We start from the raw sequence: 26503 nt of genomic DNA, 5'->3' as shown, positions 1-26503 counted from the left end.
TACCTTCTCCACGAAATTGAATGTTGCAATTACTATCCTTATCCACTTTAGACGTTTTATCTTACTCGTTCAAATAGACGCTCTACAAAGTTTACAAAATAATAGGGTACTTTGTCGAGTATTGCTTCATCTGGTGCATATTGAGGATGATGTAACGGATATTTACTGTCTGATCCAATCATCGCAAAATGGACAGGTGCCACTTGTTGGTAACTAGCAAAGTCTTCGACAATCATTTGCGCACGCGGTTGGAGTTGCACATCATAGCCTGTCTCTTCAGCAACCTGCCAAGCAAGTGTCTGTAACGCTTCATCATTATTTACACCGTCTGTTAAGCGTTGATAATCGAGCGCAACAGATGCACCAAATTGTAATGCCAGGCCTTCACATAACTTTTGCATACGTGTTTCGACCAAGTCACGGACTTCGGGTGTTAACGTACGGACTGTCCCTTCGATCATCCCGCTACTTGGAATAACGTTCCACGTCTCACCGCTGTGTACTTGTCCAATCGTCACAACCGCTTCTTCATACGGCGCAACATTTCGACTGACAATCGTTTGGATACTACTAATCAATTGACTCAATATAATTTGAGGGTCCACACCATCTTGTGGCATAGCAGCATGCGCACCAACACCGTTAATCTCAATCTTGAAGCGGTCAACATTTGCTGTCATATAGCCTGTTTTAGCGCGCCATGTTCCCACTGGTAACGTCGGATCATTATGAAAGCCGATAATCGCTTTGGCACCCTGTAACACATTTGTTTTTACAACAGCATCAGCCCCTTGACTCACTTCTTCCGCTGCTTGAAAAATAACACGCACACGTCCAGGCAGTTGTTGTTCGCGTTCCTTTAATAAAATAGCTGTCCCTAGAATGCTCGCCATATGAATATCATGACCACACGCATGCATTGCACCGTGCTTTTCAGAAGCATATGCTAAGTTAGTCTGCTCAATAATAGGGAGCGCATCAATATCCGAACGCACCGCAATGAACGTATCGCCCTGTCCAATTTCAGCGATTAGCCCTGTTTTTAGTGGGATATCTAAAATTGTAATATCATGTTCTTCTAAAATTTCACGTATTCGTCGTGTGGTTTCAATCTCTGTATGTGCCACTTCTGGCGTACGATGAAATTCACGTCGCCAAGCTTTTAACTGTTCTGTGAATGTTGCCATAATTTTTCAGCTCCTTTAAATAGATAGTAACAAGCCGTACCCGTTAACACACCTAAGGCTAAGTTTTTCGTCACAATCGTCAATCCGAATGTGATGACCATCATTGCAAAATCAAAATAACGGCGTTTGGCAATTAATGTTTTTGTTTTTGGATCGAATGCTTTCAATGCAACTTGGATAAGCACGGTTGCAAGTACGACCATTGGAATTTGTCCTACAATGGGACCTAACACAAATACAAATAGTCCCATTACAACACCGACAATGAGCATGGCTAAGCGCGTCGTTGCGCCACTAAAATACATAAACTTCGATTGTCCTACGAGTGCACATCCGGCAAGCCCACCAAACATACCGATTAAAAAGTTAGCAATACCTTGTCCGCGGGTCTCTTTATCTTTATCACTTGTTGTCCCCGTCAAATCATCCATCATTTGTGCGATAAGACTCGTTTGAATGGTGCCGACCGTTGCGAGCATTAAACCAAACAATACGGCTTGTATAATTGTCCCTGCTTGCCAGTCGAGTGCAGGTAAGCCAAAACTTGGAATTTCGACTTTAATATCTGCAAAGTCGTGCACGTATTGTAAGTCTGCATGCGTCAAGAACGCTAACAATGTTAAAAGTACAATTGCTAATAATGCGGCAGGTATTTTTGTCGTCCACTTGGGCACAAACCAAATCAACAATAAGCTCAATGCAGCAAATAAATAGGTTGTTAAATTGTGACCAAAAATATGTTTGAGTTGTGAGACGAATAATAGGTAACCGAGTGCGTTCATGAAACCGATCACGACGGGTACTGGAATCAATTTAATTGCTTTCGATACGCGGCAATAGCCAAAAATAACTTGTACGATGCCCATTACAATGATGGACGCCGCTAACATCTCTAAACTGTATGAAGCGGTAATCATCACGACAATGAGCGAGACGCCACTACTCGGTGCAGAAATCAACAGTGTACGCGCCCCGATAAAGCTCATATAAATCATCATCATGGATGTACTAATCATACTTGTTGTCGGACTAACACCTGCAATAAAGCTATATGCGATCGCCCCCGGTAACATCGCCAATGCTACGAGCAATGCTGCCACAACATTTTGATAGTAATCCCCTAACCATGATGCACGATAGTCGTTCCACCACGCATGCATAGATTCATCCCCTTTATATCTATGTTGGTTATTCTCTATTCTATCAAATAACGAGGGCAGGTGTAATATCACTGTTCGAGAAAAATAAAACACGCATGCACTGATTAAGTACACACGTGTTTATCACATCTATTTTAATGTTAAGTCTCTTTTCACAATAACACGACCCTCATGTATCACAGTATCGACATGATTAATGCCATAATGATACGGGATATACTCATGATTCGGTGCATGCCAGATAACGATATTCGCCTTGTCCCCTTCATTAATCGTTCCAGCGTCAACATCAATCGCTTTCGCCGCATTGACTGTCACCGCATTCCACACTTCATTTGGAGATAATTTGAGTTTTAATGCGGCAATCGCCATGACCATTTGCAGGTTATTCGTCACACAACTACCCGGATTAAAGTCTGTCGCAATCGCAATGGCCCCATTGTTTTCAAGCATACCACGCGCATCTGCATAATCATTTTTACCGAGATAGAACGTTGTCCCCGGTAATAAAACTGCAACGGTATCAGAGTCAGCAAGTTTTGCTTTATCCTCGTCACTCGCAGCCACCAAGTGATCCGCAGAAATCGCCGCTTCATCAATTGCTAAGCCAAGTCCACCAAGCGGGTCAATTTCATCCGCATGAATTTTAACACGGAACCCTTGGTCTTTCGCCGCCTGCATATAACGTCGTGATTCTTCAATCGTAAAGACGCCCGTTTCACAGAAAATATCCGCAAAGTCCGCTAATTCTTTAACGTCAGGTAATAAGTCAATCATTTGTTGTAAAAATGCCTCATTCGACGTCGCTTCTTTCGGTACCGCATGTGGTCCTAAAAATGTATGACGCATATCAATACCATACTTCTCTTGTAGACGACGTGATACGTGTAATTGTTTCAATTCATTGTCTTTATCTAAACCATAACCACTCTTGCTCTCTACCGCTAATACGCCGTGATGAATCATCGTCAATAAGTCATGTTCTGCTTTGGCAAATAATTCATCTTCTGTTGCTGTTCTTGTCGCCTCTACCGTTGATAAAATACCGCCGCCGCGTTCTAAGATTTCCAGATACGACAAGCCTTGACGTTTGAGCGACATTTCATGTTCACGTGAACCACCGTGAACTAAATGTGTATGTGCATCGACAAGTGCAGGTGATACGACATGATGTGACGCATCGATCACTTCTGTTGCTTCATAGTCCTTCGTATACGGACCTGAATAGACAACCTTTCCATCTTTCACAACGACTGTCCCATTTTCAACAATCGTCAATTCATCCAGTTCTGCACCTTTCAACGGACGCTCCGTCGACTTTGGTAGCACTAACTGCTTAATGTTTTGAATGATTAAGTCGTTCATTATTTATCCTCACCTTTGCTTGTAATCATTGGTATATCGACACCTTTTTGTTGTGCTGTTTCAATCGCAATATCATAGCCAGCGTCTGCATGTCTGACAACACCCATACCTGGATCTGTTGTTAGGACACGTTTCAATCTGCGTTCTGCACGCTCTGTACCATCAGCAACCACAACCATACCGGCATGTAGTGAGTAACCCATACCAACACCGCCACCATGGTGTACAGAAATCCATGAACCACCTGCTGCTGTGTTAACAAGCGCATTTAAAATCGCCCAGTCACCAACTGCATCTGAACCGTCTCGCATCGATTCTGTTTCACGGTTTGGCGATGCAACAGAGCCCGCATCTAAATGGTCACGTCCGATAACGATTGGTGCTGAAATTTCCCCTTTACGTACCAATTCATTCAGTGCCAAGCCCATCTTCGCACGATCACCGTAACCGAGCCAAGCAATACGTGATGGCAAGCCTTGGAAAGCAATTTTCTCAGTTGCCATATCCAACCAACGCATTAGCTTCTCATCTTCTGGGAACAGTTCACGCATCAGTTCATCCGCACGTTCAATGTCTTTCGGATCGCCTGATAATGCTGCAAAACGGAATGGTCCTTTACCTTCACAAAATAGTGGACGAATGTATGCCGGCACAAATCCTGGGAAGTCAAAAGCATTCTCTAATCCCTCATCAAATGCCACTTGGCGGATATTGTTACCATAGTCGAAAGCAACTGCGCCTTGTTGTTGGAATGCTAACATTGCTTCAACGTGCTTCTTCATTGATTGTTTAGATAGCGCTACATAACGTTCCGGATCTGTTTCACGTAATGTTGCCGCTTCTTCTAATGTATACCCTTCAGGCACATAACCATTCAACGGATCGTGTGCTGATGTTTGGTCCGTCACAATATCAATTTTAAAGCCACGGTTTAAGATTTCATGATGCACTTCCGCAGCGTTACCGACCAAGCCAATCGCAATTGCTTCGCCGTTTTCCTTCGCTTGTTGTGCACGTTCAAGCGCTTCGTCTAGCGAATACGTAATCATATCGCAATAGCGCGTCTCAATACGTTTTTCAATACGTGATGGGTCCACATCGACACCGATAACAACCCCTTCATTCATCGTTACTGCTAACGGTTGCGCGCCACCCATACCGCCTAATCCAGCCGTCAATGTAATCGTTCCTTTTAACGAGCCATCGAAGTGTTGATTCGCCAACTCCGCAAATGTCTCATACGTTCCTTGTACAATCCCTTGTGAGCCGATATAAATCCAACTTCCAGCCGTCATCTGACCATACATCATTAAGCCTTTGCGGTCCAACTCATGGAAATGTTCCCAATTTGCCCATTTTGGTACGAGTACAGAGTTAGATAATAAGACACGTGGTGCTTCTTCATGTGTTTTAAATACCGCAACTGGCTTACCTGATTGTACAAGCATTGTTTCATCACTTTCTAAGCGACGTAATGTATCAACAATCGCATCGAAAGCCTCCCAGTTACGTGCCGCTTTACCAATCCCACCATAAACAACGAGTTTGTCAGGATGTTCTGCGACTTCAGGATCTAAGTTGTTATATAACATTCGGAGTACCGCTTCTTGTTCCCAACCTTTACATTCAATATCCAAACCTTTTTTCGCTTTAATTACTCTAGACATACAACATCTCTCCCTTGTTTTAGAAAATCAATAAACTAATCGGAATTGCAATCAACAACGTGAGTGCAACACGAATGAACCAGATTACAACGAGCTTCCAGACAGGTATTTTAATCTCCGTTGCTAAAATACACGGCACTAAGGCTGAGAAGAAAATAATTGCGGAAACACTTGTAATTGCGACAACAAAACGGACGGCTATCGCTGCTTTTGCGGCTAACAATGACGGCAAAAACATTTCAATAATAGATATCGCTGACGCTTTCGCTAACAGCGCTTGGTCACTAATTGGAAACAGATAGACGATTGGATAGAAAATGTAACTTAACCAGTCAATCACTGGTGTGTAATCTGCCAATAATAAGCCGATAAAGCCAATGGATAATATCGACGGTAAAATGGCAATCGTCATCTCTAACCCTTCTTTAATGTTGACCCAAATATTTTGGAATAATGGCAAGGATTGATGTGATTGCTTTTTTGCCTCTTGCCATGCTGCCATAAATCGACTTCCTTCGACCGCCACTTCTTGTTCCCCTTGTTGTCCTTGATAATACTCTGTAGACTCTTTTGAAATCGGTGGTAAGTGCGCCGATATTGCTGTCACCGCAAAAGTAATGATTAAGCATAACCAAAAGTACAGATTCCAATGATCCATTAAATCGAGTGTACGTGCTATGATGACCATAAATGTTGCAGACACTGTTGAAAAGCCTGTCGCGATAATGACCGCTTCTTTCTTGTTATACATGCCATCTTTGTAGACACGATTGGTAATCAATAACCCTAGTGAATAACTGCCGACAAAGGACGCTACCGCATCAATCGCTGACTTCCCTGGCGTTTTAAAAATCGGACGCATAATCGGCTGCATTAACACACCGATAAACTCCAACAAGCCGTAACCTACTAATAACGATAAGGCAACTGCCCCAATTGGAATTAACACACTTAACGGCATCATCAATTTGTCAAATAGGAACGGCCCATAGTTGTCGTTAAATAAAATGGCAGGTCCTATTTTAAAGACGTACATGACACCGATAACGGCACCGAGTATTTTGAAAATGACTAATATTGCATCAGTTACCGATTTCCGATAATCTTGTCGTTTCAGCGGAAGTATGGCACCTACTAAAATCATCAAAAGTGCTAAATATGGCATGGCTTCTCCCATTAATGCTCTAAAGCTTAAATGTGCATGATCGACTAAAATCGTCTCATTACCGTTCAATCGCAGTGGAATAAAGAAACAAATAATGCCAAGCGTACTATACACCCAGAACTGCCACATTTGTTTACCTTGTATGTGTTTCCCATCCTGCGTCGATTGCTCTGCTTTCATAACATCACCCCTTTGGAAGTGAGACAGACATTTTATTGTGTATTGATACTATTGTCTCAGTCCCTCAATTCAATCAGTAAATCTATCTTTGCATCCCTTCGTTTGAATCATATGACTCCCAATGTTTCTTACGTGTTCTTTTATTGTTACATTACACATTTAGCACCTTCATACTCATTGTAATATGGTATTCTATAAATAACTAATATAAATAAACTAATTATTCATAACTTAAAACTATAAATAAAGGGGCAATGATATGAAGATTTTACAGCTGGAGTACTTTATCGAAGTCGTCAATCACAATAGTTTTACAAAAGCGGCACAGGCATTACACATCAGTCAGCCCTCGCTCACCGCAACGATTAAAAAGATGGGACATGATTTAGGCTATCAACTTTTAAAACGCAGTACGAAGGAAATCACTATTACAGAGAAGGGCATTCAATTTTACAATTACGCGGTCAACTTGGTGCAACAATATCATCAAACGATGGAACAAATGTATGACTTGAAGCTCAGTCAAACACCGAAGATTAAAATGGCGACGATAGAATCGACTGCCTACTGGGTATCCATTGTTATTCGCCAACATCAGCAACAGCATCCAGATCAGCACTACCAAATTACCGAAATACTCAATCCAGAAATTTTGGCACAAAAGCTGACGAATTTTGAACTGCACCTTGGTATCTCGAATGATCAAATTCGCCATGAAGATGTTGTCTCAGTCCCTTTGTATGAAGAAGATTACGTGTTGCTGGCACCTAATGATACATTTGAATCGCAAACAGCCATTTCAATTAAAGGGTTGCCATTGATTTTACCGAATAAGCCCTATCAAGTGCGCAAACATATTGATGATTACTTCACACATTTGGAAGAACGTCCGAATATCGTGATGGAAGTGGAACGTTTTGAAGCGGCGACAAACTTTGTACATCAAGGCATGGGGTATGCGGTCATTCCGAGGGTGTATTATCAATCGCGCTATACGCAACATTTAAGTGCGCTGACGATTCGACCGACAATCAAGCGGACCATTTATATTAACTATGCACGCAATCGCCAATACAGTGATCACGTGCGCAACTTGGTAACTGCGTGTCAGCGTTATTGGGGCACGTTGTAAATGGAAAGACGGTACAATAGCTCAAATCGATTGAACTATTGTACCGTCTTTCATCGTTATGACTTAGCCGTGAATTAAGTACGTTAACATATGTGCAATCAACTTCGCTGTACGTTGATCAATATCATACGTTGGATTCATCTCCGCAATACTTAATGACGTCACTTTATCCGATTGTAAAATACGTTTTGCCAACTCTAATACAACACCCGGCGTCAAACCTAATACCGCTGGCGCACTCACACCTGGCGCAAACGCGCTATCAATGACATCCATACATATCGTAAACAAGATCACATCATGTTCATAGATGAAGTTTTCGACTTTATTTTTAAGGCGCGGGTCGACACGTCCTTTCAATTCATCCGCAAGCACATACTCTGTGTTCGTTTCATCTGCATAATCGAAAAGACTTTGCGTATTACCTGCACGTTGAATCCCTAACACAAAGTAATCTAGGTTGTCATCCTGCTCGAGCATCTGACGGAAACTCGTACCGGATGTTGATGTTTCCGCATGACGATTGTCGAAATGTGCATCAATATTAATGACACCAATTGACTTTCCAGGATTCGCAGCACGCACACCTAAATATTGTGCATAGGCAATATCATGACCACCGCCTAATAAGAACGTACGTTGGTGATGCTGAAGTAATTGTGCAACGTGTTGTCCAAATGCTTGTTGCGTCTCCAATAATGTTGCTGCATCGTGTTGCACGTTGCCGTAATCTGTTATCGCTATGTCTGACATTGTTGGTAAGCCTGCAAACGCACGACGAATCGCATCAGGGCCTTCTTTCGCACCGATGCGTCCTTTGTTTAGCGCGACACCTTCATCAACCGCATAACCGAGCAATGCGACACCCTTATCCCCTGTTAATTCGGTCGTGACATCGCCAAAATTAATCGTTTGAAAATGACGAAACGCGGTGCGATCTGTTTCACTATCTAGACGCCCTGTCCATAATGACTCATCTGGTCGTTGATACATATGATCAATTCCTCTCCTCAATCTTTACTTCTAGTATACGTGTCTCTTACCTATCATTTCAAACGCATTTCACAAACCTTGCAGGATCTCGTCCACCACTAGTCACACATTTTTCATAATCATCATTCAATACACGTGTAAATTTCAATCCTTTGTATATCAACCTGACTACTGTTTCATTACAATTCGATGATAAATATTCCGAAACAATTTATTTCTTGTATCGTTATGGTTATAATGGTGCATAGATTATCTTCGGGAAATGATTAATATGAGGCGAGCATTTTTTATCTTTTTATGGTGTTATCGTCTCACCTGGTAAGTGTAACTTGAAGTCGTCGTGTTTCTATCACTGATGCTCGGTCAGCTACTAGGATTAGAACGGTTTAAAGGACATTGTCCTAACCTCACGTTGCATCATGACTCGTTTTATCAATACTAGTGAACCTTTAAACGGAGGATATAATATGAAACAATCGCGTATATCAGGCTTTCAGTGGGCAATGTCCATCTTTGTCTTTTTTGTACTCGCCTATGCAAGTCCTTTGATTTTACAAGATTTCCAAAAAGCTTCCGGTCTCAAACCTTTTGTCTTTATGCTCAATAGCTTAGGACCGTTTATTGCTGCAGTGGTCTGCTTGATTGTCTTTAAACATAAGCATGAACAACTTGCAGGTCTCAAACTGACAATCAATCTTAAAGTCATCGAACGTCTATTGCTTGCACTCATCATTCCGATGGTGATTTTTATTAGTGGTATGTATATGTTCAACACCTATGCAGATAGCTTTATCTTATTACAAGCCAACGACTTATCTGAGACGATTTGGACGATTTTAATTGGTCATTTACTCATGGCGTTTTTTATTGAATTTGGTTTTCGTTTGTATTTATTTAACCTTGTAGAATCTAAAATGCCGCACTTTTTTGCCAATGTTTTTGTCAGCTTTTTATATCTTATTTGGGATATTAATACAGCTTTCGGTATGCCATACACGATGTATAGCGCTATTTATGTTTTCGCTTTTTCTATGATTATTGGCGAATTAATTCGTGGTACCGGTGGGCGTGCTATTTATATCGTTACAATCTTCCATGCGACGATGACTTTTGCGAGAGTATTCTTCTTTAGTGAAGAGCTCGGCGATGTGTTCTCTATGAAAGTACTCGCATACTCAACTGCAGGTGTTGCAGTCGTTGTCGTAACACTCGGCGTATTCTTTAGTATCATCAACTATTTCCGTCGTAAGCGTCAAGAGAAGGTAGCAGCACCAACTGCCGCTCAGGAAGATCACGTTGAAGAACGTACAGACACACATAACGATGAAGTCGTAACAACTGAGGATGACCCAGTCGTACCAACAAACGAAAAAGTCGTAGAACCAACAAACGATGTGTCAACGGATACTGAATCCGCAAACACACAACCTATCAATCGTAATATTCATAGACATTAACAAAAGAGCGATATTCAGCGTACAGTCCCTTGTGATTGTGCGCTTTTTTCATGCGCCGAAAGAACAGAAAAAGAGAGTGCGACAATGGAACCTTTTTAGTAAAATGAGATTCCCGTCTCACTCCCGAGCGCTTTTTAATAACGTGATAACACTTTAACGCCTAATTGCGTGCCTACGATTGCTTCTGTCGCTAAATCTAAGAAGTAACCAGTTTCTAAAACACCTGTTAAGTGAATCAAAAATTCATGAAAATCATATGGATCTACCTTCTGTGTTAAATGCACATCTAAAATGTAATTGCCATTATCCGTTACAAGTGGTTCCCCATCCGCTGTCATACGGCGTGTTACTTCACCTTCAATATGGCCTTCGATGTGTTTCATCACGAGACGCCAGTTAAAACAATCCACTTCTACTGGCAACTTGAACGTCTGTCCTAAGTAATCAACCAATTTTGTTTCATCTGCTAGAACAACAAATTCTGCCGCCATCTCATCAATCACTTTTTCACGGAACAGCGCTGCACCGCCACCCTTAATTAAATTTAACTCAGGGTCAATTTCATCCGCACCGTCAATCGCAAGGTCAATGTGTGTCGCATCATTCACATGTATGATCGGAATATGTAATGCCTTCGCTTGTGCTTCCGTACGTTCCGACGTACACACACCTGTTAACTTGTAACCTTTGTCATTCACAAGCTTACCTATTTCAGGCACCAATAATTCAATCGTACTCCCTGTCCCAATACCTAATACCATGCCGTCTTTAATACGCGAGACTGCTTCATCCAATGTCATCAACTTCAATTGTTTCGTGTCCATGTCATCCTCCTTGTAATCACCCATCATTCAAAGCCTGCTAATTCTTATTCTTCTGGTTCATAAATAAACACATTCTCTACAGGTTCATTAAATATCCGCGCAATTTTCATAGCTGTTACAATCGATGGCACAAAGACATTACGCTCAATTAATGAAATGGTCTGACGAGAAACGCCTGCTTTTTGTGCAAGCTGTGTCTGATTATAGCCATCTCTTGCTCTTAATTCTTTTAGTCGATTGCGCATCTATGTCACCTCTTTCATTACTAACCTATACAAATAATTTACGCGTCAATAACTTTAAGTTGATAGGCTGTTTTTGAGTAAAATGGCGTATTGGCGCGTAAAATTGACGCAGCTTTATCGCCAAATATATTGATGTCATTCGGTAAACTTTGCGTTTCTATCGTAATACCCGAATGTGCTTTATAAATATTCATATGATGCGCCCACACACTAGGTGAATTAAATGTATACAACACCATTTGTGGCATATCCGTTGTCACATGTAGTTCGTAATCCTGATTCGACACAATCAACCCGCCGTCATGTACTTCAAATGGATGATCCAGTCCACCCACCTTTGCAACTTGTTGTGCCACTGTCGGTTCTGTTGATGCGAACAATGTCTCCAAAGTCACTGACTGCGAACCAAAAACACGTCCTAAATCAATCGTCTCTATCTGTGGCATGCCCGTATCATCTAACGGAAACATCTGCAACTTATCACTCGTAATACGGTGATTATCCACGACTTTATTATCGCGATTCAAGTTGAAATAAACATGGTTCGTCGGATTGAACAATGTATCTTCCGTCGACTCAGCAAAATACTCAATCGTCCACGTGTTGGTTACATCATACGTATACACAACTTTCACATCAATATTACCCGGGAAATTATCTTCTTCACTACGTACGACTGTTGTAAAAATCACTTGAACTTGGTCATCGCCCTCAACCACTTCATAATCAAAAAGACGTTGCCACATACCATTACGTCCACCATGCAAATGATGTGGGGTATCATTTTGTTCAACTTGATATGAATGACCGTTTAATGTGAATTGTCCATTTGCAATTCGACCTGCATAACGACCTACTGCAGCACCGAAAAAGAATGGATGTGTCGGATAGAACTCATCTGCTTCCACTGCATTTCCTAGTACAATGTTATTATCATCGACTTTCCAACTGATAATGCTTGCACCATAATTTGTAAAAACGATTTTGCCCTGTTTTGTGCTAATTTTAATCAATTCAATCCCATTGGTTTGTTGCTCAATAATAACGTGCATTCAGCCTCGTACTCCTTTTCGCTCCTCAACCCCTCGATGGCAATACCATCACTAGCACACCGATTACACAAATGATTGCGCCGATGATGTCAAACTTATCTGGCGGCTCTTTATCTATCCAATATGCCCACAATAGACTCATGACAATAAATACGCCACCATATGCTGCATAGACACGACCGAATGTTGGAAAAGTTTGCAGCGTTGCAACAATACCGTATAGGATTAATGCAACGCCCCCAAGAAACCTAGCCACATTGGTTGATCTGCGCGCAGCCATAACCATATGAGGTAACCGCCACCGATTTCGCATAATCCAGCGAGCACAAATATCGCCATCGCATACACAAAAGACATTCAATCACCTCATATTCTTTAACCCTATTATATCAGTTTCTGTTTATTTGGAATATCCTCAAACACTTTAAAAACAATAAAACACCCAGCAAGCCTAATGTCTGGGCATACTGGATGTCTCGTTTGCATTGTATTTATTCAGTTATTAGCTGTGACGTTCTTTTTGGAATGCACGTTTAAATGTTGCAATGGTTCCTTTTTCAAATGTCAACACTGCATTTTTATATGTTTTACCCGCAATCCATGCTAAGAATACGATTAAAGCGATGTGAATCACAATCGTAATTAACCCTTCCATAGTTGGTGTACTGTTAACAGATAACCTTGTCAATGTAACAAACGGTGAGAAGAATGGCACATAGCTCAATACGCGTACAATCATATGTTCTGGATTCATTGCGCCGAAAATACCACCGTAAAATGCTGCTAACATCAATAACGTCATCGGCATAAGTGATTGCGAAATATCTTCAATACGCGCAGTCATGTTACCGAGTATCGCAGCTAAAATAATATATGACACGATACTTAAAACAAAGAAAATAATACCGAATGTTAATAAACGCGTTAAGTGTGACGTCCATTCAAAATCAATTTTCCCAAGCTTTTGACGCACATCAAACGCATAATAACTAGCAGCTGCAGTTACTACTAAAATCGCTAACTGTGTAAAAGCGACGGCAATAATACTTAGCACTTTAGCTGCAATATGAACAACCGGCTTCACACTTGTAATAATCATTTCCAATACGCGTGATGTTTTCTCCGTTGCAACTTCCATCGCGACTTGGTTCGCATAATTAATCACGATAAAGAACATAATGGAATTAATAATCGATACCATAATGTTTGCGACAGTTTCTTCCATTACAGACGTATCGCTATCAGCACTTTTACCATTGTCATTAACCACCTTGTCTGTGACTTGACTTTCAGCTTGTAACTGCTGTAATTCCGTTGGTGATAAATCAAGTTCTTGCGCAATCATGCCCTTTTGAATTTGTGATAACATCGCTTGCCACGTTGCCTTATCTTTCTCTGATACAGACTCCGTATCCATTAAAGTAGCTTGCAATTGCTGTTGCTCGTTTTGCGTCACGTCCACAATATAAGCTACTTTATCTTTTTTCAGCGCTTGTTCTGCCTTTTCTTTCGTCAAATGTTGATAGTTCACCTTTTTATCAAGAGCTTGACCTTGTGCTTTAATCGTGTCATACAACGTATCATTTGTCGTTACAATCGCAACGTGTTGACTATCATTACCGCCGCCACCATTGAATAGGCTGACAATTTTATCAATATTTGAACCACCGACAATTAACAAAATCATCAAAAGCGTCGTAATCAGAAACGACTTCGCTTTCAACTTTTTACCATACGTCAATCGAAACGTTGCCAAAAATTTAGACATGTTGCTCACCTACCTTTTGAATAAAAATCTCATTAATCGTCGGTTCTAACACTTGGAATCGTCGTACAAAACCGTGCTGTTGGATATATTCAAATAATGTCGTCGCTACAGCAACATCATCAATCGTTAAGAACGTCGTTGCGCCTTGCTGCTCATGTTTGACAACGCCTGGTAATGTCGCAAGCTCGGATAGATCATAATCCGCTTCAATCGCGACACGTTTATAGCCAAATGCTTCTTTCACTTCTTGAATCGGACCTTGGACGACCATCTTACCTGCATTTAAAATACAAATATCATCACACAATTCTTCCACATGCTCCATGCGATGTGAACTGAAAATAATCGTCGCACCTTTCGCATTTAATTCTTTAACAGCATCTTTCAACAATTCAACATTTACCGGATCTAGACCACTAAACGGTTCATCTAATATGAGTAATTCAGGTTCATGTAGAATACTTGCGAGTAGCTGAACTTTTTGTTGATTCCCCTTTGATAGTGACTCAATCTTCTTATCTTTATTTTCAGTAATTTCAAAACGTGCTAGCCACGCATCAATGGCTGTTTTAATCTCATTTGGTTTCATGCCTTTTAATGTTGCCAAGTATGTCAGTTCTTCTTTAACGGTTAGTTTCGGATGTAAGCCACGTTCTTCAGGCAAATACCCAATCACATCATACATTTCTGACGTAATCGGCTGTCCGTTATATGTAATACGTCCTTCTGTCGGTTCGGTTAGCCCTAAAATCATACGGAAGCTCGTTGTTTTCCCTGCACCGTTACGTCCAAGGAATCCCAACATTTTCCCCTTTTCTAACGTCAAATTGATGTCATCAACAGCTGTAAAGTCTTGAAACTTCTTTGATACATGCTCAATATTTAATGACATAATGTTACCTCCATTTGTTTAGTCAACATTATTATATATGAGAAAATCATTTTTGACAAATACAATTGTCAAAAAGACAAACTTAATCGTCTTTATATGTACGATCAATTTTCTTTTTACCGATGAAATAAACTGCAACACCGCTTAATATCGCCGCAACCATTACAATGCCACCATTAACAACAATTAACTGACCAACTGATTTATGCGTACCTAATGCCCACGTTAACAGCATGTTGGTAAACGCCATTGTGACAAACATGATCAGTCCAAACTTAACGGCACCACGTCGTAATACCTTCATCATATATTCATAACTTTGTGCGTCGTCCACTTCTGTTTGATTCACACGATACTTGCGCAATCTGACTTCTATTATTAGCGCCATACTAAGAAATAGCACCATGCCAAATGCTTCGACGACAAAGTTGTGTTGTAAGAAAATTTTAATCCATATAGAAATGGTGAGCAGTAAAATGAGTCCCCAAAACAGCCATACACAGTTGCCAGCTAAGACGTGTCTTGAGTGTCGAATTTCATATTCATCTTTCACACGTTCACCATTAAATGTATCTAGCAATTCTTGTTTAATGTTCATCGTGCTCATCCTTTCTCACTTGTACTTGTTTTCTCAAATTAAAAATAAATGCAATGCATGGAATAAGAAATAATATTAAATTGATACTTTCTGAGCCATGCCAATAAGGCATCTTTCCACTGAATAACGGTGCCAACACATTGAAAACAAGCAATAAATATACATATCCTAATACAGTCCATACGATATATTTGAACGTAAGCTGTTTCCGTAATTGACGTGCCGCTGCTTCTGTTTCCACATAGAATTTATGCTTAGAATAATCACGAGACAAAGTGACCGTACGTGCACCGATCATGAATAATAAAATAGGCGCACCAATCGAAAACGCGGAAAGTTGTTGAGATTCCAGGTCAATCATCCATGATAACGGTGTTAACGCTATTAAGCCAATCACTCCAATAATACTCACTAGTGCCAATGTTTCATCAATTTTACTTTTTTGATATTCGTCGGGTGCTTCCATCCCGACAAAGCGTTTGTACATACGCATATTAATCTCCCTCCCAGAATAAATCGTTTAAAGTGACATCTAACGTTTGTGCAATCCGAATGCATAAATTCAACGTTGGATTATACTTGTCATTCTCTATCATATTAATTGTCTGGCGCGAAACCCCTACGCGCCGTGCAAGTTCCAATTGCGATACACCTTTTGCGACACGATATGCTTTTACTTTGTTTACTTGTATTGTCATCATAGCCTCCCAATTTAACGGCAAACTGTCGTCATATGAAATACATCATCACCTTGTGTCAAATATACCTGACATCTATCTATATGTCAAATATACCCGACATACGCACGTAAAAAAACAGGCCAAACACTATTGTTTGAAGCCTGCTCTTTGAAATGCTTATTAATATTTATACGGATCGTCTTGTGGTTTGCGTTCTTGTGTTTCTAAGTCATCCAAGTCCGTCAAGCCTGTGTCATCTTGTGCGGACGTACTACCTTGCGTTGGCTGCTCAGCTTGGTTAGACGTCGTACTTTGTGACAGCGCGTCCTCTTGCGTCGTTGCACTGCTTTGCGCCGTCGTATCACCTTGAGTCAGTATATCATCTTGTGTTGGCATATTGCCTTCTGGTGGTACATTGTGAGACATCATCGGTTGGGCATCTTGATTGTTTGCTTGTACTGGTTGTTCCATATATTTTGGTGATGGCCCGTATTTATTGGCCTCTTCTTTACTATCCAATAATGTGATAATAAATATAACAACTTGTACCACTAACATCACAATAATCAAAATGCCAGCGACAATTAACCAGCCTGATGAAGCATCCGTTAACATAGGTGGTGTTTCATCAAAGTTGTCTGTTGACATCAACGCACCTGACTGCCACATACCGATGAAATAGACAATATTATAAATAATTGACAGTACAAATGAAAAAATCGGTAAGAACATCGTCATATTGCGATCATGAAAGCGACGTACGAGTAGTGCCAAGTTTGGAATAAATGTCGCTAAACTATACAACCCTATTAAAATCCATAAAATAATAGCGATAAATGGACCAATCACAGGGATAAAAACAAAAATAAATGAAATGAATGTGATGGATAGTGAGATAATTGTATGCCATAACATAACCCACCAATATTCACTGCGTCGACTACGCCCTTTAAAATTAACGTAGTTTGTCCAAAATAGTTTGAACGCTTCTACAAAACCAACTTGTGGAAATTCATACATCATATCATTTCCCTCCTATTTTGCTATTCAATTCAGATTTTATCATACTTTTTCGCATAAAAAACCTTGAAAATGGGGTATAGTGTGTATATTAGTGAACAGACTGATAACTCGCTTTGTATATTATGAGCTTGTACACTGAAAAAAAGCAATGATACGATATTCTCGATAAATACACTAATGATATAAAGGAGTACGACATGGATTTTATTACACGTAAAACAACAGACATCGCTAAGTCATTACTAGGTGTTAAAATCATCTATGAAGCACCGGAGCGTACATATTCAGGCTACATTGTTGAAACTGAGGCCTATCTCGGTACGATGGATAAAGCGGCACACAGTTATCGTGGACGTCGTACACCACGCGTGAACTCACTTTATTGTGAAGGCGGCACGATTTATGGACATATGATGCATCGCTACTTGCTCATCAACTTTGTAACGCAACCGGAAGGCATCCCTGAAGGTGTCTTAATTCGTGCGATTGAACCCGACGAAGGCTTAGACGCGATGATACGCAATCGCGGCAAAAGTGGCTATGACGTCACGAACGGTCCTGGTAAGCTTACGACTGCTATGGCTATTCCACGAACGATTGATGGTACGCGCCTTAACGAGGGGCGCCTCAAAATAGATACACATCATCGCAAATATCCGAGAGCTATCGTCTCTAGTCCCCGTATTGGGATTCCAAATAAAGGCAAATGGACGGATGCACCCTTACGTTTCACTGTTAAAGGAAATCCGTTCGTATCACATATGCGCATGCGCGATTGCCAACCCCCTGACGAAACGTGGCGCTAACAGAAAACCCATGAGGGCGAACATGCCTTCATGGGTTTTTCTATTAATCTTCTAAAGTAACCGTACCTTCACGGTTGTTAATTTTGATCACTGGATCTGATGCGACATCACGGTCCTTAATTTGTGCATAATTGATTAAGTCTTCCATATCAATATAGCCATTATTATTCTCTGATTCGATGCTGACATTTTGAAGCGGTTGTGCAAAAGACACATCAAGCGTACCTAATTGATTATTTAATGTCATCGGAATATCGGCTGGCACACCATCAAAAACAGTGCTGCCTTCACGATTCGTCATTGCAACCTTCTCAAATGTCGTATTCTCTACATCAAACGAGCCATATTGCATATGACCGTCAAACGAACCTATTTGACTGCGCTCCATATCAAATGCTCCTTTTTGCATTTGTACGACCATCTCTTTTGCCACAACACGATCAACATCAACCGCACTCCAATCACTGTTTATGTTCAAACGTGATATGTCAGATTGTGGAACAGTCAACTTATATTGCGTATTCATTTTAATGTGAAATGGATTCACATTGACCGTTGCTTGCGGGTTCTCTGTTCCTTCTAATTGAAGTTTTAACGTATCGCCTTCTGTCGTGATTTTAGGCTGCTTACTTTCGCCTCTACCTTCTAGTTTAAATGTGTCTCCAGCAACTATTTGTAACTTGACATTTTTCAAATCCATATCAATCTTTTTGATACGCTGGGCGTCAAACGAACGAGATACTTTAACCTCTTGTTCTTGATACTTATTATCTACTTTGGAGTAATAAAAGGCGCCTGTCATACCAACCAATGTAATCACAAGTCCTACAACTAATAGAATCATATTGAACTTTCTCATACATTTGCACTCCTTTTTACAATTTTAACGTTGAACTTTAAGTATTTAATTAACAAGATAAACGTCCATTTAGTTAAATAGAAACATAACACATACAGCATAAGCCCCAGTCCAAAGTATCCAGCGGCCGCATACCAATCAGGTGTTACGAGTTGTATTTGATCATAGAAGAAGTGTACCCAGATTAAGAAGACTGGCATGCCAATCATGACAACACTGGCAATCGCGAGTCCTAATAAAAGCCCTAGAACTGTTAACACGGGTCCAAGCACAATCACAAAGTTAAGAAAACTTAAGGCAATCACTGCTAAAATGGCTGCGACCATATTACGTGGACTTTTCGATGCTTCCACTTGACTCACAGCTGAATCTGCTACAAGCTCTTTGGCAATGACTTTAGGATCGCCAAGTGTCGCAATTATTTCTTCTTCAGTTTTGCCATCTTTCAAGCCTTCAATAAAATGATTGTCGTACTCTGCTACGATGTCTTGTTTTTCTTGTTCTGGAATGTATTTCAAATGGTAATATAGTGTATTTAAATAATTCTTTTTCGTCACTGTTCCTCACTCTCCTTAATAAACACGGATACAATATCCGCAAATGATTCCCATTGTTGTCGCAATTCTACTAAACGCTCACTACCTGCGTCAGTCATTTGATAATACTTACGCGCTGGTCCTTCATTGGATGGTTGATAGTACGTCGATAGAAAACCTTCTTTAACTAAGCGTCTTAAAATGGGATACACTGTACCTTCTGCGATAGACATATGCCTTGAAATATTTTGTACTAAAGAATAACCGTATTGTGGCTCACGTTTAATAATGAGCAACACAATCATTTCTAAAGCACCCTTTTTAAATTGGACATTCATGATCTCACCTCAGTGTGCATAGATTAGTACTACTCAATACACAGTAGTTAATTTAAGTAAAGTATAGCACCCAGTACTGTACATTGCAAGGTACTATACAATATTTTTAATCATTAAAATAATCTAGTGTGATTACAAGTGTTTCATCATCTGTATCTAGCAATAAGCAATAACCATTCTTTGTATGTAATGTATCGTACTGACAAGGATAGACGATGTCGTTAACAACATCCAAATCCACGTCACCTGTCATGACATATTGGTTATCTAAATCAACAAGTGTGTATGATGGCATCGGAGCACCTTCAATATCCATAATCTTTAACTGGATGTGCAGCAGCTTGTTGGCATGATCATAATTAGCCCACACATCATAACTCACAACTCGATCATCCGCACGTTCAATAATGACTAATCGCTCCAGTTGCCGTAATATCTGATTGGGCGTCGTTCCATGATGCATAATGATGACAAGCGTATTATTTCCTTTATGAATCCTTTGCGTCATATCGTACTTGCCTTGCAATATACCTTCATTGATACATGCCTTGCCATTCATCAACACTGTTCCATGCAGTTGCAAATTCTGCATATCCAAAAAATAATCCTTACTACAATCATAATCTGTTATTTCAAAGTCTCTCGTATACGTCGTCGATTGTGTTAAACGATTGTAGTCCACATCCCACTTGCCACACAAAGATGTCACGGCATGCAATTGCTCAATCGATGTATATGTAAAATACTCTCGATGGCTACTATAAGGAATATAGCTTACTTGTGTCACCGCATCTCCTTTAAAATGATTGGTCATATTTTTATATCTCGTTGCAATCATTAACTTCTCTCCTGATTAATAAATTTAACTAATTTTTTTACTTTAGAAATTTAGCACATATCAAATAAAAGATATATTCAATTATCACGACAAAATATGCTAAAATGTTTCCATATTTAATATGAACTAGGATGAGATTTGCCATGCAATTGTTATGGAAGAAGTTTAAGAAACGTCATATCGACGCAAATATTGACGAATGTGGCATTGAAATTGGCACACCAAATACTGGCTATGAATATGAAGTGAGCAAGGCAGCAGTGCTTCATATTGTGATGTCAGGGAGCGGCACATTTACATACAATAACGAAACATATCATTTAACAGCTGGAGATGTCTTTGTGTTGCAACGGGGTATGCACGTCAACTATCAATCTTCACTAGATGACCCATGGATTTATTACTGGGTTGGGTTCAGCGGGCAACTGACTACAGACTATTTACAACGCACAACCTTAGTCGATGTCCCAGTTATACAAAATACAGATACGACCACCCTTTCTCAGCTTGTCGAACATATGTGTCATACAGCGCAAAACTATACCATCCAGAACGCTGATGATATCCAACATATGCGCGACTTATACGACATACTGTATGCGTTATATCAAGTGGCACCTAAACACTTTCATCAGCAAGAAAACGAAATATATTCAAATGTACGTGAAGCCATTCGCTATATGAACCGTACTTACATGCACCCCATCACGATTGAACAAGTCGCACGCCACGTCAATATGAGTCGTAGTTATTTGTACAAGCTATTCAAACAAAATTTGGACCAATCGCCACAAAGTTATTTAATGCAATTGCGTATGTTTCAAGCAGCCAAGTTACTCAAAGAAACGACGCTCCAAAGTCAGGAAATCGCAATGCGTGTTGGCTATAAAGAACCATTGATGTTCTCCAAAGCCTTCAAAAAATTCTTCGGCGTCAATGCGACAACATATCGTCAAAAGCACCGAAACACTCATACTTTGTAGTTATCCATAACGCGCTTACCTCATCATTCAAAGTAAAAAATAGATAATAAATTTAATGTACAAATTGCATACTTGTAACAAATGTTCATTTAAATATAGCTTTTTTATGCGATAAAAAGTATAATTATCTAGTATGGGGTTGTAAGCCTTTTCTCATTTAACAACTAAGGGGGGAACGATTTTATGATCGAACTTAACAGTATTACGACATTGTTTCTCGCATGTCTTTTGTTAATCATTGGACAGGCAATTATTAATAAGGTTGAGATTTTCAATCGTTTGAGTATTCCAGCACCTGTTATCGGTGGCTTAATTTTTGCGATTATCTCAGCAATTTTAGCTTCAACAGGTGTCATCACAATTAAATTAGATGGTAAGTTTTTCCAAGATTTCTTTATGCTCGCTTTCTTTACAACAATTGGACTTGGGGCATCATTCAAGTTATTAAAAATGGGTGGTAAAGTCTTAATTGTGTATTGGTTGCTATGTGGTGTGCTCGCAACATTCCAAAACGTTATTGGCGTTTCAGCAGCTAAGTTACTGAACATTGACCCATTGCTCGGTTTAACAGCAGGTGCGATGTCAATGGAAGGTGGACACGGGAATGCAGCAGCCTATGGTCAAACAATCCAAGACTATGGTGTGGATTCAGCAGTTGCAGCCGCACTTGCTGCAGCAACATTAGGACTTGTTGCTGGTGGTCTATTAGGTGGCCCTATCGTTCGTTTCTTAATTAAACGCTACGATTTAGCACCAAAAGAAACTGATGTCATTCAAAAAGACTATTCTGAAGTCGATTTGAACAAGCGTCTACATAAACATTTCACATTGAATGAAGTGTTCTTTATTCAAATGGCCATTATCTTATTCTGTATGGCGTTAGGTACTTATCTCGGCGAACAATTCAGTGCAGCGACTGGCTTTAACATTCCACTCTATGTTGCATCAATGTTTGTAGCCGTAATTATCCGTAACGTATCAGAAATTATGAATTTAGATATTATCGACTTAAAATTAACAAACCAAATTGGTGATATTTCATTGAGCGTCTTCTTATCAATCGCTTTAATGAGTATCCAATTAACAGAAATTTATAACTTAGCATTACCACTTGTTGTAATCGTATTATTCCAAATTCTTTTCGTATCTTTATTCTCAATCTTCGTGGTCTTCCGCTTACTCGGCAAAGATTACGATGCAGCCGTAATGATTGGTGGTTTCATCGGTCACGGACTTGGTGCGACACCGAATGCGATGGCGAACTTAGATACCATTACGAAAAAGTTTGGTAATTCACCACGTGCGTACTTGGTCGTGCCAATTGTAGGGGCCTTCCTTGTTGACTTACTCGGTGTACCGATTATTACAACATTTATTGAGATTTTCAGACACTAATTTAAAAAGCACGGTATCGCGATTTTGACGCGTACCGTGCTTTTTTATGTGCTTGATTAAGCTTGTCGTCTAATTTGCCAACCGTATGGATCTTCTAATTGTGACCAGTCGGCATTAATCTCTGTTGCTTTTAATAAACATTCATCTAGTTCACGTGTCATTGCGGCTTCATCTAAGTCGATACCGATGATGACAAGTTGCGTTTGACGGTCGCCATATTCTGGGTCCCAATCAGCGCGGACATCTTCACGCTCTTGCAGAATCGCAGCGCGCTCAGCTTTTGGCATTGCGTCTACCCAATACGTGACTGGATGGATATCTACAACACTGCCAGCTTGTGATACGAGGCATGCGACTTCATTATACTGTGCAAGCCATGCAATCCCTTTTGCACGGACGATATTTTTCGACATACCTTCTAACCAATCATTAAAGCGTTGTGCATGGAATGGCAGACGGCGTTTATAAACGAATGATGAAATACCATATTCTTCCGTCTCTGGTGTATGTGTTGCATGACCGCCAGCTTCTAATTCTTGAATCCAGCCAGCAGACTGACTTGCTTGATCGAAGTTAAATAACCCTGTATCTAAAACATCATCTAAGTCTACTTGTCCATTAACTGTTCTAATGATTTTCGCAGACGGTTGTAATTTTCTTAACATCGCCTCTAACTGATTGATTTCTTCTTCTGTTACTAAGTCCACTTTATTTAGCACCAATACATCACAAAACTCAATTTGATCGATCAATAAGTCGGCAATCGTACGTTCGTCCCCTTCGCCTACCGCTTGATCTCGATCTAACAATAAGTCTTCAGATTGGAAGTCTCTCATAAAACGATGTGCATCCACTACCGTTACCATCGTATCCAACTGACATAATTGTGTTAAATCAATGCCAATCTCTTCATCGATATATGAGAATGTTTGCGCAACAGGCACTGGCTCGGAAATCCCCGTAGATTCAATGACAATTTGATCAATACCGCCACGTTCCGCAATTGCCTTCACTTCTCGAAGTAAATCTTCACGCAACGTACAACAAATACAACCGTTAGATAGCTCTACTAACTTTTCATCTGTACGAGATAAGCCCCCGCCATCTGCTACTAAGTCTTTGTCGATATTCACTTCACTCATATCATTCACAATCACTGCGATACGACGTCCGTCACGATGATTTAAAATATGATTCAGTAACGTTGTTTTACCCGAACCTAAATAACCACTTAATACAGTTACTGGTACTTTTTTATCCATTATGAATAGCCCACCTTTTATAAATCGTAATCGTTACGTTTTAAAGTATATAACAACGTTCTCAGATAACGCAACCTTTTATGTTTTTAGATGAAGGTTCATGCTATATTGGAACTATATTGTTTAAAAGGAGCGGTTATTATGTTGAGCTACCCTTTCGTTGATACAACGTTGGTCGATGATGCTTGGATTGATCGTAATGGACATATGAATGATGCAGAATATGCGCGTGTGTTCAGCCTGGCTATCGACCACTTTCATGATCAAATAGGATTGACGACTGAAGAACGGACGCGTCGTAACTACACCGTCTTCACACTTGAAACACATATTACGTATATACGAGAAATCGCACAAGGGAATACGATTGATATTCATGTCCGCATCTATGACTACGATGAAAAACGGACGCATTTCTTTATGACATTGTTCGACAGAGAGACTAACACGTTATGTGCGACTGGGGAAACGATGATGATGGGTATTGACCGTAACACGCGTCGTGCAGCCCCTTATCCAGACGATATTTATCAGCAATTAGTACATTACTATGCATCACAAGGTCAGCAAGAATGGCCTGCACAACTCGGCCATCGCATTGGCATACCACGTAAATAACACAATATAAAACACCGTATAAATGGATACATTGTCATCCACTATACGGTGTGCTTTCATTATTTATGATAATGTGTATTAATCGTTTGTTGAATATACGCTTGTGCCTGCTCAAATTGCTGCTGCTCCGTTTCATCTAAAGCAATTTGGAATACGTGTTCAACGCCTTGTCGTGTCACTAATGTTGGCAAACTCACTGCTAAACGTCCATTCTTCGCAAGTGATGTCAGCGGTAAAATTGATTTTTCATTCAACATCAAACTTTTTACCAGTTCGACGGTCGTCTTCGCAATCGCAACGTTCGTCCAACCTTTATCATGGAACACATCAAAAGATACTTTATCAATTTGTTGCGTAATTGCTGTTCGGTTGATGGATGCTTTGTTGGACAATAATTCAAACTCATCCAACGACATACCTGCAATGGTCGTCTTACTCCATACTGGCACTGCATGTTGGCCATGCTCCCCAATCACAAAACCTTCTACACTTTTCGGATCAATATCATAATGCTTAGCAATCAACGTTCTAAAACGCGAACTCTCTAATAACGTTCCTGTACCCATTATTTTCTCGTTCGGATAATCATTCACTTGTGTTGCTACATACGTGATCGTATCCACGGGGTTCGACACAAAAACAATAAGCGGCTGTTGCGTCACTGCATGAATACGATTCATCACATCCGTTACAACTGCTACATTGCCTTTGGTTAACGCTGTACGGTCAGGTAAATTAGGATCTGTCGCAATACTCGCTGTCACAACAATCACATCCGCATCCACTAGGTCCGCATAATCCCCACTGTTAATACGAATATGGCTCGTCGACTTCAACCCTTGTGCATGTTGATGATCTACAACTTCCCCTCTTGCTAACTGTTCATTCGTATCAATAACTACAATATCAGAAAACAAATTCAAATATTGAATATCTGTTAGAATTTGACTTCCCACTTTACCAATTCCAATTAAACCCAATTTCATATTTATCGTCCCCTTTAATAATATCCATGCAATTATTCCGAATCATCTTTCAAATGCTTAACCTTCTCAAAACCCTCTCTATGATTCGCCAATGCTTCCATAACATCATACCAATTGTCACCAACTTCTGATTGAATCGTCTGTAACAATTCATCTTGTGCTTGATTCAATTTTGTAATGAGTGTACGTCCTTTTTCAGTCGCATACAAATGTTTTACACGTCGATCCACCTCAGAGACCTGTTCTGTGATTAAGTCTTCTTCTCTTAATTTTCGCAACGTTGCATGTGAACCTTGCTTAGAAATCTCTAAAGTTTCTAATAATTCCTTAATCGTAATACCCGGTAATTTGTTAATAAAAAATAAAAATCGATGATGCTGACGACTCATGCCATAGGATTCAATCATGTCATCAGCCGTCGAAATAAATGTCTTGTATGCAAAGTAAAACAACATATGTTCATAATCATTTTGTGGCACGGCAATCATTCGCTT

28 protein-coding genes and 1 pseudogene are annotated in these 26503 nt (G+C 40.1%); 6 read left to right on the top strand and 23 right to left on the bottom strand.

The window, feature by feature from the left end; genetic code table 11:
• Positions 1 to 56: 56 nt before the first annotated feature.
• From CD122_RS03135 to CD122_RS03115, 5 genes are all read right to left on the bottom strand, one after another.
• A complete protein-coding gene (locus tag CD122_RS03135; RefSeq protein ID WP_103357544.1) occupies positions 57 to 1187 on the bottom strand; it encodes an amidohydrolase in 1131 nt (376 codons plus the stop codon).
• The gene (locus CD122_RS03130; RefSeq protein WP_103357543.1) at positions 1163 to 2347 is read right to left on the bottom strand and encodes a SulP family inorganic anion transporter; all 1185 of its coding nucleotides are present in this window, start codon (positions 2345 to 2347) and stop codon (positions 1163 to 1165) included. Before CD122_RS03130 ends, CD122_RS03135 begins: the two co-directional genes overlap by 25 nt.
• 129 nt (positions 2348 to 2476) lie before the next feature.
• Positions 2477 to 3712 carry an imidazolonepropionase gene (gene hutI, locus CD122_RS03125; RefSeq protein ID WP_103357542.1) on the bottom strand — a complete coding sequence of 412 codons (1236 nt, stop codon included), beginning with the start codon at positions 3710 to 3712 and terminating at the stop codon, positions 2477 to 2479.
• Positions 3712 to 5379: a urocanate hydratase gene (hutU, locus tag CD122_RS03120; protein ID WP_103357541.1), complete on the bottom strand. Its 1668-nt coding sequence runs from the start codon at positions 5377 to 5379 to the stop codon at positions 3712 to 3714. Before hutU ends, hutI begins: the two co-directional genes overlap by 1 nt.
• Positions 5380 to 5398: 19 nt before the next feature.
• The gene (locus tag CD122_RS03115; RefSeq protein WP_103357540.1) at positions 5399 to 6724 is read right to left on the bottom strand and encodes a YjiH family protein; all 1326 of its coding nucleotides are present in this window, start codon (positions 6722 to 6724) and stop codon (positions 5399 to 5401) included.
• Positions 6725 to 6983: 259 nt separating this feature from the next.
• Here CD122_RS03115 and CD122_RS03110 point away from each other — a divergent pair, with 259 nt between their 5' ends.
• A complete protein-coding gene (locus CD122_RS03110; RefSeq protein WP_103357539.1) occupies positions 6984 to 7856 on the top strand; it encodes a LysR family transcriptional regulator in 873 nt (290 codons plus the stop codon).
• A 63-nt stretch (positions 7857 to 7919) separates the two neighbouring features.
• Here CD122_RS03110 and hutG read toward each other — a convergent pair whose 3' ends face one another.
• Entirely contained in the window at positions 7920 to 8849 is a 930-nt protein-coding gene (gene hutG, locus CD122_RS03105; protein WP_103357538.1) for a formimidoylglutamase, read from the bottom strand.
• Between the two features lie 467 nt (positions 8850 to 9316).
• Between hutG and sdpC the strand changes: the two genes are divergently transcribed.
• Complete coding sequence (gene sdpC, locus CD122_RS03100; protein ID WP_103357537.1) at positions 9317 to 10306, top strand: peptidoglycan release complex CPBP-like subunit SdpC; 990 nt, start codon at positions 9317 to 9319, stop codon at positions 10304 to 10306.
• A 134-nt stretch (positions 10307 to 10440) separates the two neighbouring features.
• Here the strand turns inward: sdpC and rpiA are convergent, their stop codons facing one another.
• From rpiA to CD122_RS03050, 10 genes and pseudogenes are all read right to left on the bottom strand, one after another.
• A complete protein-coding gene (gene rpiA / locus CD122_RS03095) occupies positions 10441 to 11130 on the bottom strand; it encodes a ribose 5-phosphate isomerase A (RefSeq protein ID WP_103357536.1) in 690 nt (229 codons plus the stop codon).
• Positions 11131 to 11174: 44 nt separating this feature from the next.
• Positions 11175 to 11375, bottom strand: a complete 201-nt coding sequence (locus CD122_RS03090; protein WP_103357535.1) for a helix-turn-helix transcriptional regulator — start codon at positions 11373 to 11375, stop codon at positions 11175 to 11177.
• Between the two features lie 38 nt (positions 11376 to 11413).
• Positions 11414 to 12427 (bottom strand): aldose epimerase family protein, encoded by a 1014-nt coding sequence (locus tag CD122_RS03085; RefSeq protein ID WP_103357534.1) that lies wholly within the window; start codon positions 12425 to 12427, stop codon positions 11414 to 11416.
• A 25-nt stretch (positions 12428 to 12452) separates the two neighbouring features.
• Positions 12453 to 12784: pseudogene (locus tag CD122_RS03080) on the bottom strand (YnfA family protein).
• 145 nt (positions 12785 to 12929) lie between these two features.
• On the bottom strand, positions 12930 to 14195 hold the full coding sequence (locus CD122_RS03075) for an ABC transporter permease (protein WP_103357533.1): 1266 nt from the start codon (positions 14193 to 14195) through the stop codon (positions 12930 to 12932).
• Positions 14188 to 15087 (bottom strand): ABC transporter ATP-binding protein, encoded by a 900-nt coding sequence (locus CD122_RS03070; protein WP_103357532.1) that lies wholly within the window; start codon positions 15085 to 15087, stop codon positions 14188 to 14190. Before CD122_RS03070 ends, CD122_RS03075 begins: the two co-directional genes overlap by 8 nt.
• Positions 15088 to 15169: 82 nt before the next feature.
• Positions 15170 to 15685 (bottom strand): hypothetical protein, encoded by a 516-nt coding sequence (locus tag CD122_RS03065; protein WP_103357531.1) that lies wholly within the window; start codon positions 15683 to 15685, stop codon positions 15170 to 15172.
• Positions 15675 to 16178, bottom strand: a complete 504-nt coding sequence (locus CD122_RS03060; RefSeq protein ID WP_103357530.1) for a hypothetical protein — start codon at positions 16176 to 16178, stop codon at positions 15675 to 15677. The genes CD122_RS03065 and CD122_RS03060 overlap by 11 nt, the downstream gene beginning before the upstream one ends.
• A gap of 1 nt (position 16179) precedes the next feature.
• Positions 16180 to 16383: a helix-turn-helix transcriptional regulator gene (locus tag CD122_RS03055; RefSeq protein WP_103357529.1), complete on the bottom strand. Its 204-nt coding sequence runs from the start codon at positions 16381 to 16383 to the stop codon at positions 16180 to 16182.
• 162 nt (positions 16384 to 16545) lie between these two features.
• Positions 16546 to 17388 carry a DUF805 domain-containing protein gene (locus CD122_RS03050; protein ID WP_240624111.1) on the bottom strand — a complete coding sequence of 281 codons (843 nt, stop codon included), beginning with the start codon at positions 17386 to 17388 and terminating at the stop codon, positions 16546 to 16548.
• A 197-nt stretch (positions 17389 to 17585) separates the two neighbouring features.
• Here CD122_RS03050 and CD122_RS03045 point away from each other — a divergent pair, with 197 nt between their 5' ends.
• Entirely contained in the window at positions 17586 to 18194 is a 609-nt protein-coding gene (locus CD122_RS03045) for a DNA-3-methyladenine glycosylase (protein ID WP_103357528.1), read from the top strand.
• Between the two features lie 43 nt (positions 18195 to 18237).
• On the opposite strand, the gene CD122_RS03040 is transcribed toward CD122_RS03045, so the two are convergent.
• From CD122_RS03040 to CD122_RS03025, 4 genes are all read right to left on the bottom strand, one after another.
• Entirely contained in the window at positions 18238 to 19053 is an 816-nt protein-coding gene (locus CD122_RS03040; RefSeq protein WP_103357527.1) for a DUF4097 family beta strand repeat-containing protein, read from the bottom strand.
• Complete coding sequence (locus CD122_RS03035; RefSeq protein ID WP_103357526.1) at positions 19050 to 19610, bottom strand: HAAS signaling domain-containing protein; 561 nt, start codon at positions 19608 to 19610, stop codon at positions 19050 to 19052. The genes CD122_RS03040 and CD122_RS03035 overlap by 4 nt, the downstream gene beginning before the upstream one ends.
• Complete coding sequence (locus tag CD122_RS03030) at positions 19607 to 19927, bottom strand: PadR family transcriptional regulator (RefSeq protein WP_103357525.1); 321 nt, start codon at positions 19925 to 19927, stop codon at positions 19607 to 19609. Before CD122_RS03030 ends, CD122_RS03035 begins: the two co-directional genes overlap by 4 nt.
• Before the next feature lie 106 nt (positions 19928 to 20033).
• Positions 20034 to 20765, bottom strand: coding sequence for a hypothetical protein (locus CD122_RS03025; protein ID WP_103357524.1), 732 nt, complete (start codon positions 20763 to 20765; stop codon positions 20034 to 20036).
• Positions 20766 to 20908: 143 nt separating this feature from the next.
• Here CD122_RS03025 and CD122_RS03020 point away from each other — a divergent pair, with 143 nt between their 5' ends.
• Both CD122_RS03020 and gltS read left to right on the top strand, forming a co-directional pair.
• A complete protein-coding gene (locus tag CD122_RS03020) occupies positions 20909 to 21748 on the top strand; it encodes an AraC family transcriptional regulator (RefSeq protein WP_103357523.1) in 840 nt (279 codons plus the stop codon).
• 183 nt (positions 21749 to 21931) lie between these two features.
• Positions 21932 to 23143 (top strand): sodium/glutamate symporter, encoded by a 1212-nt coding sequence (gene gltS, locus CD122_RS03015; RefSeq protein ID WP_103357522.1) that lies wholly within the window; start codon positions 21932 to 21934, stop codon positions 23141 to 23143.
• A 56-nt stretch (positions 23144 to 23199) separates the two neighbouring features.
• Here the strand turns inward: gltS and CD122_RS03010 are convergent, their stop codons facing one another.
• Positions 23200 to 24405 carry a GTP-binding protein gene (locus tag CD122_RS03010; protein ID WP_103357521.1) on the bottom strand — a complete coding sequence of 402 codons (1206 nt, stop codon included), beginning with the start codon at positions 24403 to 24405 and terminating at the stop codon, positions 23200 to 23202.
• A gap of 141 nt (positions 24406 to 24546) precedes the next feature.
• Between CD122_RS03010 and CD122_RS03005 the strand changes: the two genes are divergently transcribed.
• Complete coding sequence (locus tag CD122_RS03005) at positions 24547 to 25023, top strand: thioesterase family protein (RefSeq protein WP_103357520.1); 477 nt, start codon at positions 24547 to 24549, stop codon at positions 25021 to 25023.
• 59 nt (positions 25024 to 25082) lie between these two features.
• Here CD122_RS03005 and CD122_RS03000 read toward each other — a convergent pair whose 3' ends face one another.
• A complete protein-coding gene (locus CD122_RS03000) occupies positions 25083 to 26009 on the bottom strand; it encodes a lactate/malate family dehydrogenase (protein ID WP_103357519.1) in 927 nt (308 codons plus the stop codon).
• 32 nt (positions 26010 to 26041) lie between these two features.
• Entirely contained in the window at positions 26042 to 26497 is a 456-nt protein-coding gene (locus CD122_RS02995) for a MarR family winged helix-turn-helix transcriptional regulator (RefSeq protein ID WP_373694267.1), read from the bottom strand.
• Positions 26498 to 26503: the final 6 nt, after the last annotated feature.

Origin of the sequence: Staphylococcus rostri (assembly GCF_002902145.1) — a bacterium.
Lineage (GTDB): Bacteria > Bacillota > Bacilli > Staphylococcales > Staphylococcaceae > Staphylococcus > Staphylococcus rostri.
The sequence above is the reverse complement of the archived record's forward strand: the minus strand, read 5'-3'. Positions and strand labels throughout refer to the sequence as shown.

Bases quoted from the DNA above. Each gene is read 5' to 3' on its own strand.
- hutU (WP_103357541.1), bottom strand. From the start codon at position 5,379: ATGTCTAGAGTAATTAAAGCGAAAAAAGGTTTGGATATTGAATGTAAA.
- CD122_RS03090 (WP_103357535.1), bottom strand. From the start codon at position 11,375: ATGCGCAATCGACTAAAAGAATTAAGAGCAAGAGATGGCTATAATCAG.
- CD122_RS03065 (WP_103357531.1), bottom strand. From the start codon at position 15,685: ATGAACATTAAACAAGAATTGCTAGATACATTTAATGGTGAACGTGTG.
- CD122_RS03050 (WP_240624111.1), bottom strand. From the start codon at position 17,388: ATGATGTATGAATTTCCACAAGTTGGTTTTGTAGAAGCGTTCAAACTA.
- CD122_RS03075 (WP_103357533.1), bottom strand. From the start codon at position 14,195: ATGTCTAAATTTTTGGCAACGTTTCGATTGACGTATGGTAAAAAGTTG.
- sdpC (WP_103357537.1), top strand. From the start codon at position 9,317: ATGAAACAATCGCGTATATCAGGCTTTCAGTGGGCAATGTCCATCTTT.
- CD122_RS03000 (WP_103357519.1), bottom strand. From the start codon at position 26,009: ATGAAATTGGGTTTAATTGGAATTGGTAAAGTGGGAAGTCAAATTCTA.
- CD122_RS03010 (WP_103357521.1), bottom strand. From the start codon at position 24,405: ATGGATAAAAAAGTACCAGTAACTGTATTAAGTGGTTATTTAGGTTCG.
- CD122_RS03045 (WP_103357528.1), top strand. From the start codon at position 17,586: ATGGATTTTATTACACGTAAAACAACAGACATCGCTAAGTCATTACTA.
- CD122_RS03020 (WP_103357523.1), top strand. From the start codon at position 20,909: ATGCAATTGTTATGGAAGAAGTTTAAGAAACGTCATATCGACGCAAAT.
- CD122_RS03070 (WP_103357532.1), bottom strand. From the start codon at position 15,087: ATGTCATTAAATATTGAGCATGTATCAAAGAAGTTTCAAGACTTTACA.
- CD122_RS02995 (WP_373694267.1), bottom strand. From the start codon at position 26,497: ATGATTGCCGTGCCACAAAATGATTATGAACATATGTTGTTTTACTTT.
- CD122_RS03130 (WP_103357543.1), bottom strand. From the start codon at position 2,347: ATGCATGCGTGGTGGAACGACTATCGTGCATCATGGTTAGGGGATTAC.
- hutG (WP_103357538.1), bottom strand. From the start codon at position 8,849: ATGTATCAACGACCAGATGAGTCATTATGGACAGGGCGTCTAGATAGT.
- CD122_RS03005 (WP_103357520.1), top strand. From the start codon at position 24,547: ATGTTGAGCTACCCTTTCGTTGATACAACGTTGGTCGATGATGCTTGG.
- CD122_RS03085 (WP_103357534.1), bottom strand. From the start codon at position 12,427: ATGCACGTTATTATTGAGCAACAAACCAATGGGATTGAATTGATTAAA.
- CD122_RS03040 (WP_103357527.1), bottom strand. From the start codon at position 19,053: ATGAGAAAGTTCAATATGATTCTATTAGTTGTAGGACTTGTGATTACA.
- CD122_RS03115 (WP_103357540.1), bottom strand. From the start codon at position 6,724: ATGAAAGCAGAGCAATCGACGCAGGATGGGAAACACATACAAGGTAAA.
- CD122_RS03025 (WP_103357524.1), bottom strand. From the start codon at position 20,765: ATGATTGCAACGAGATATAAAAATATGACCAATCATTTTAAAGGAGAT.
- CD122_RS03030 (WP_103357525.1), bottom strand. From the start codon at position 19,927: ATGAATGTCCAATTTAAAAAGGGTGCTTTAGAAATGATTGTGTTGCTC.
- CD122_RS03135 (WP_103357544.1), bottom strand. From the start codon at position 1,187: ATGGCAACATTCACAGAACAGTTAAAAGCTTGGCGACGTGAATTTCAT.
- CD122_RS03110 (WP_103357539.1), top strand. From the start codon at position 6,984: ATGAAGATTTTACAGCTGGAGTACTTTATCGAAGTCGTCAATCACAAT.
- hutI (WP_103357542.1), bottom strand. From the start codon at position 3,712: ATGAACGACTTAATCATTCAAAACATTAAGCAGTTAGTGCTACCAAAG.
- CD122_RS03060 (WP_103357530.1), bottom strand. From the start codon at position 16,178: ATGCGTATGTACAAACGCTTTGTCGGGATGGAAGCACCCGACGAATAT.
- rpiA (WP_103357536.1), bottom strand. From the start codon at position 11,130: ATGGACACGAAACAATTGAAGTTGATGACATTGGATGAAGCAGTCTCG.
- gltS (WP_103357522.1), top strand. From the start codon at position 21,932: ATGATCGAACTTAACAGTATTACGACATTGTTTCTCGCATGTCTTTTG.
- CD122_RS03055 (WP_103357529.1), bottom strand. From the start codon at position 16,383: ATGACAATACAAGTAAACAAAGTAAAAGCATATCGTGTCGCAAAAGGT.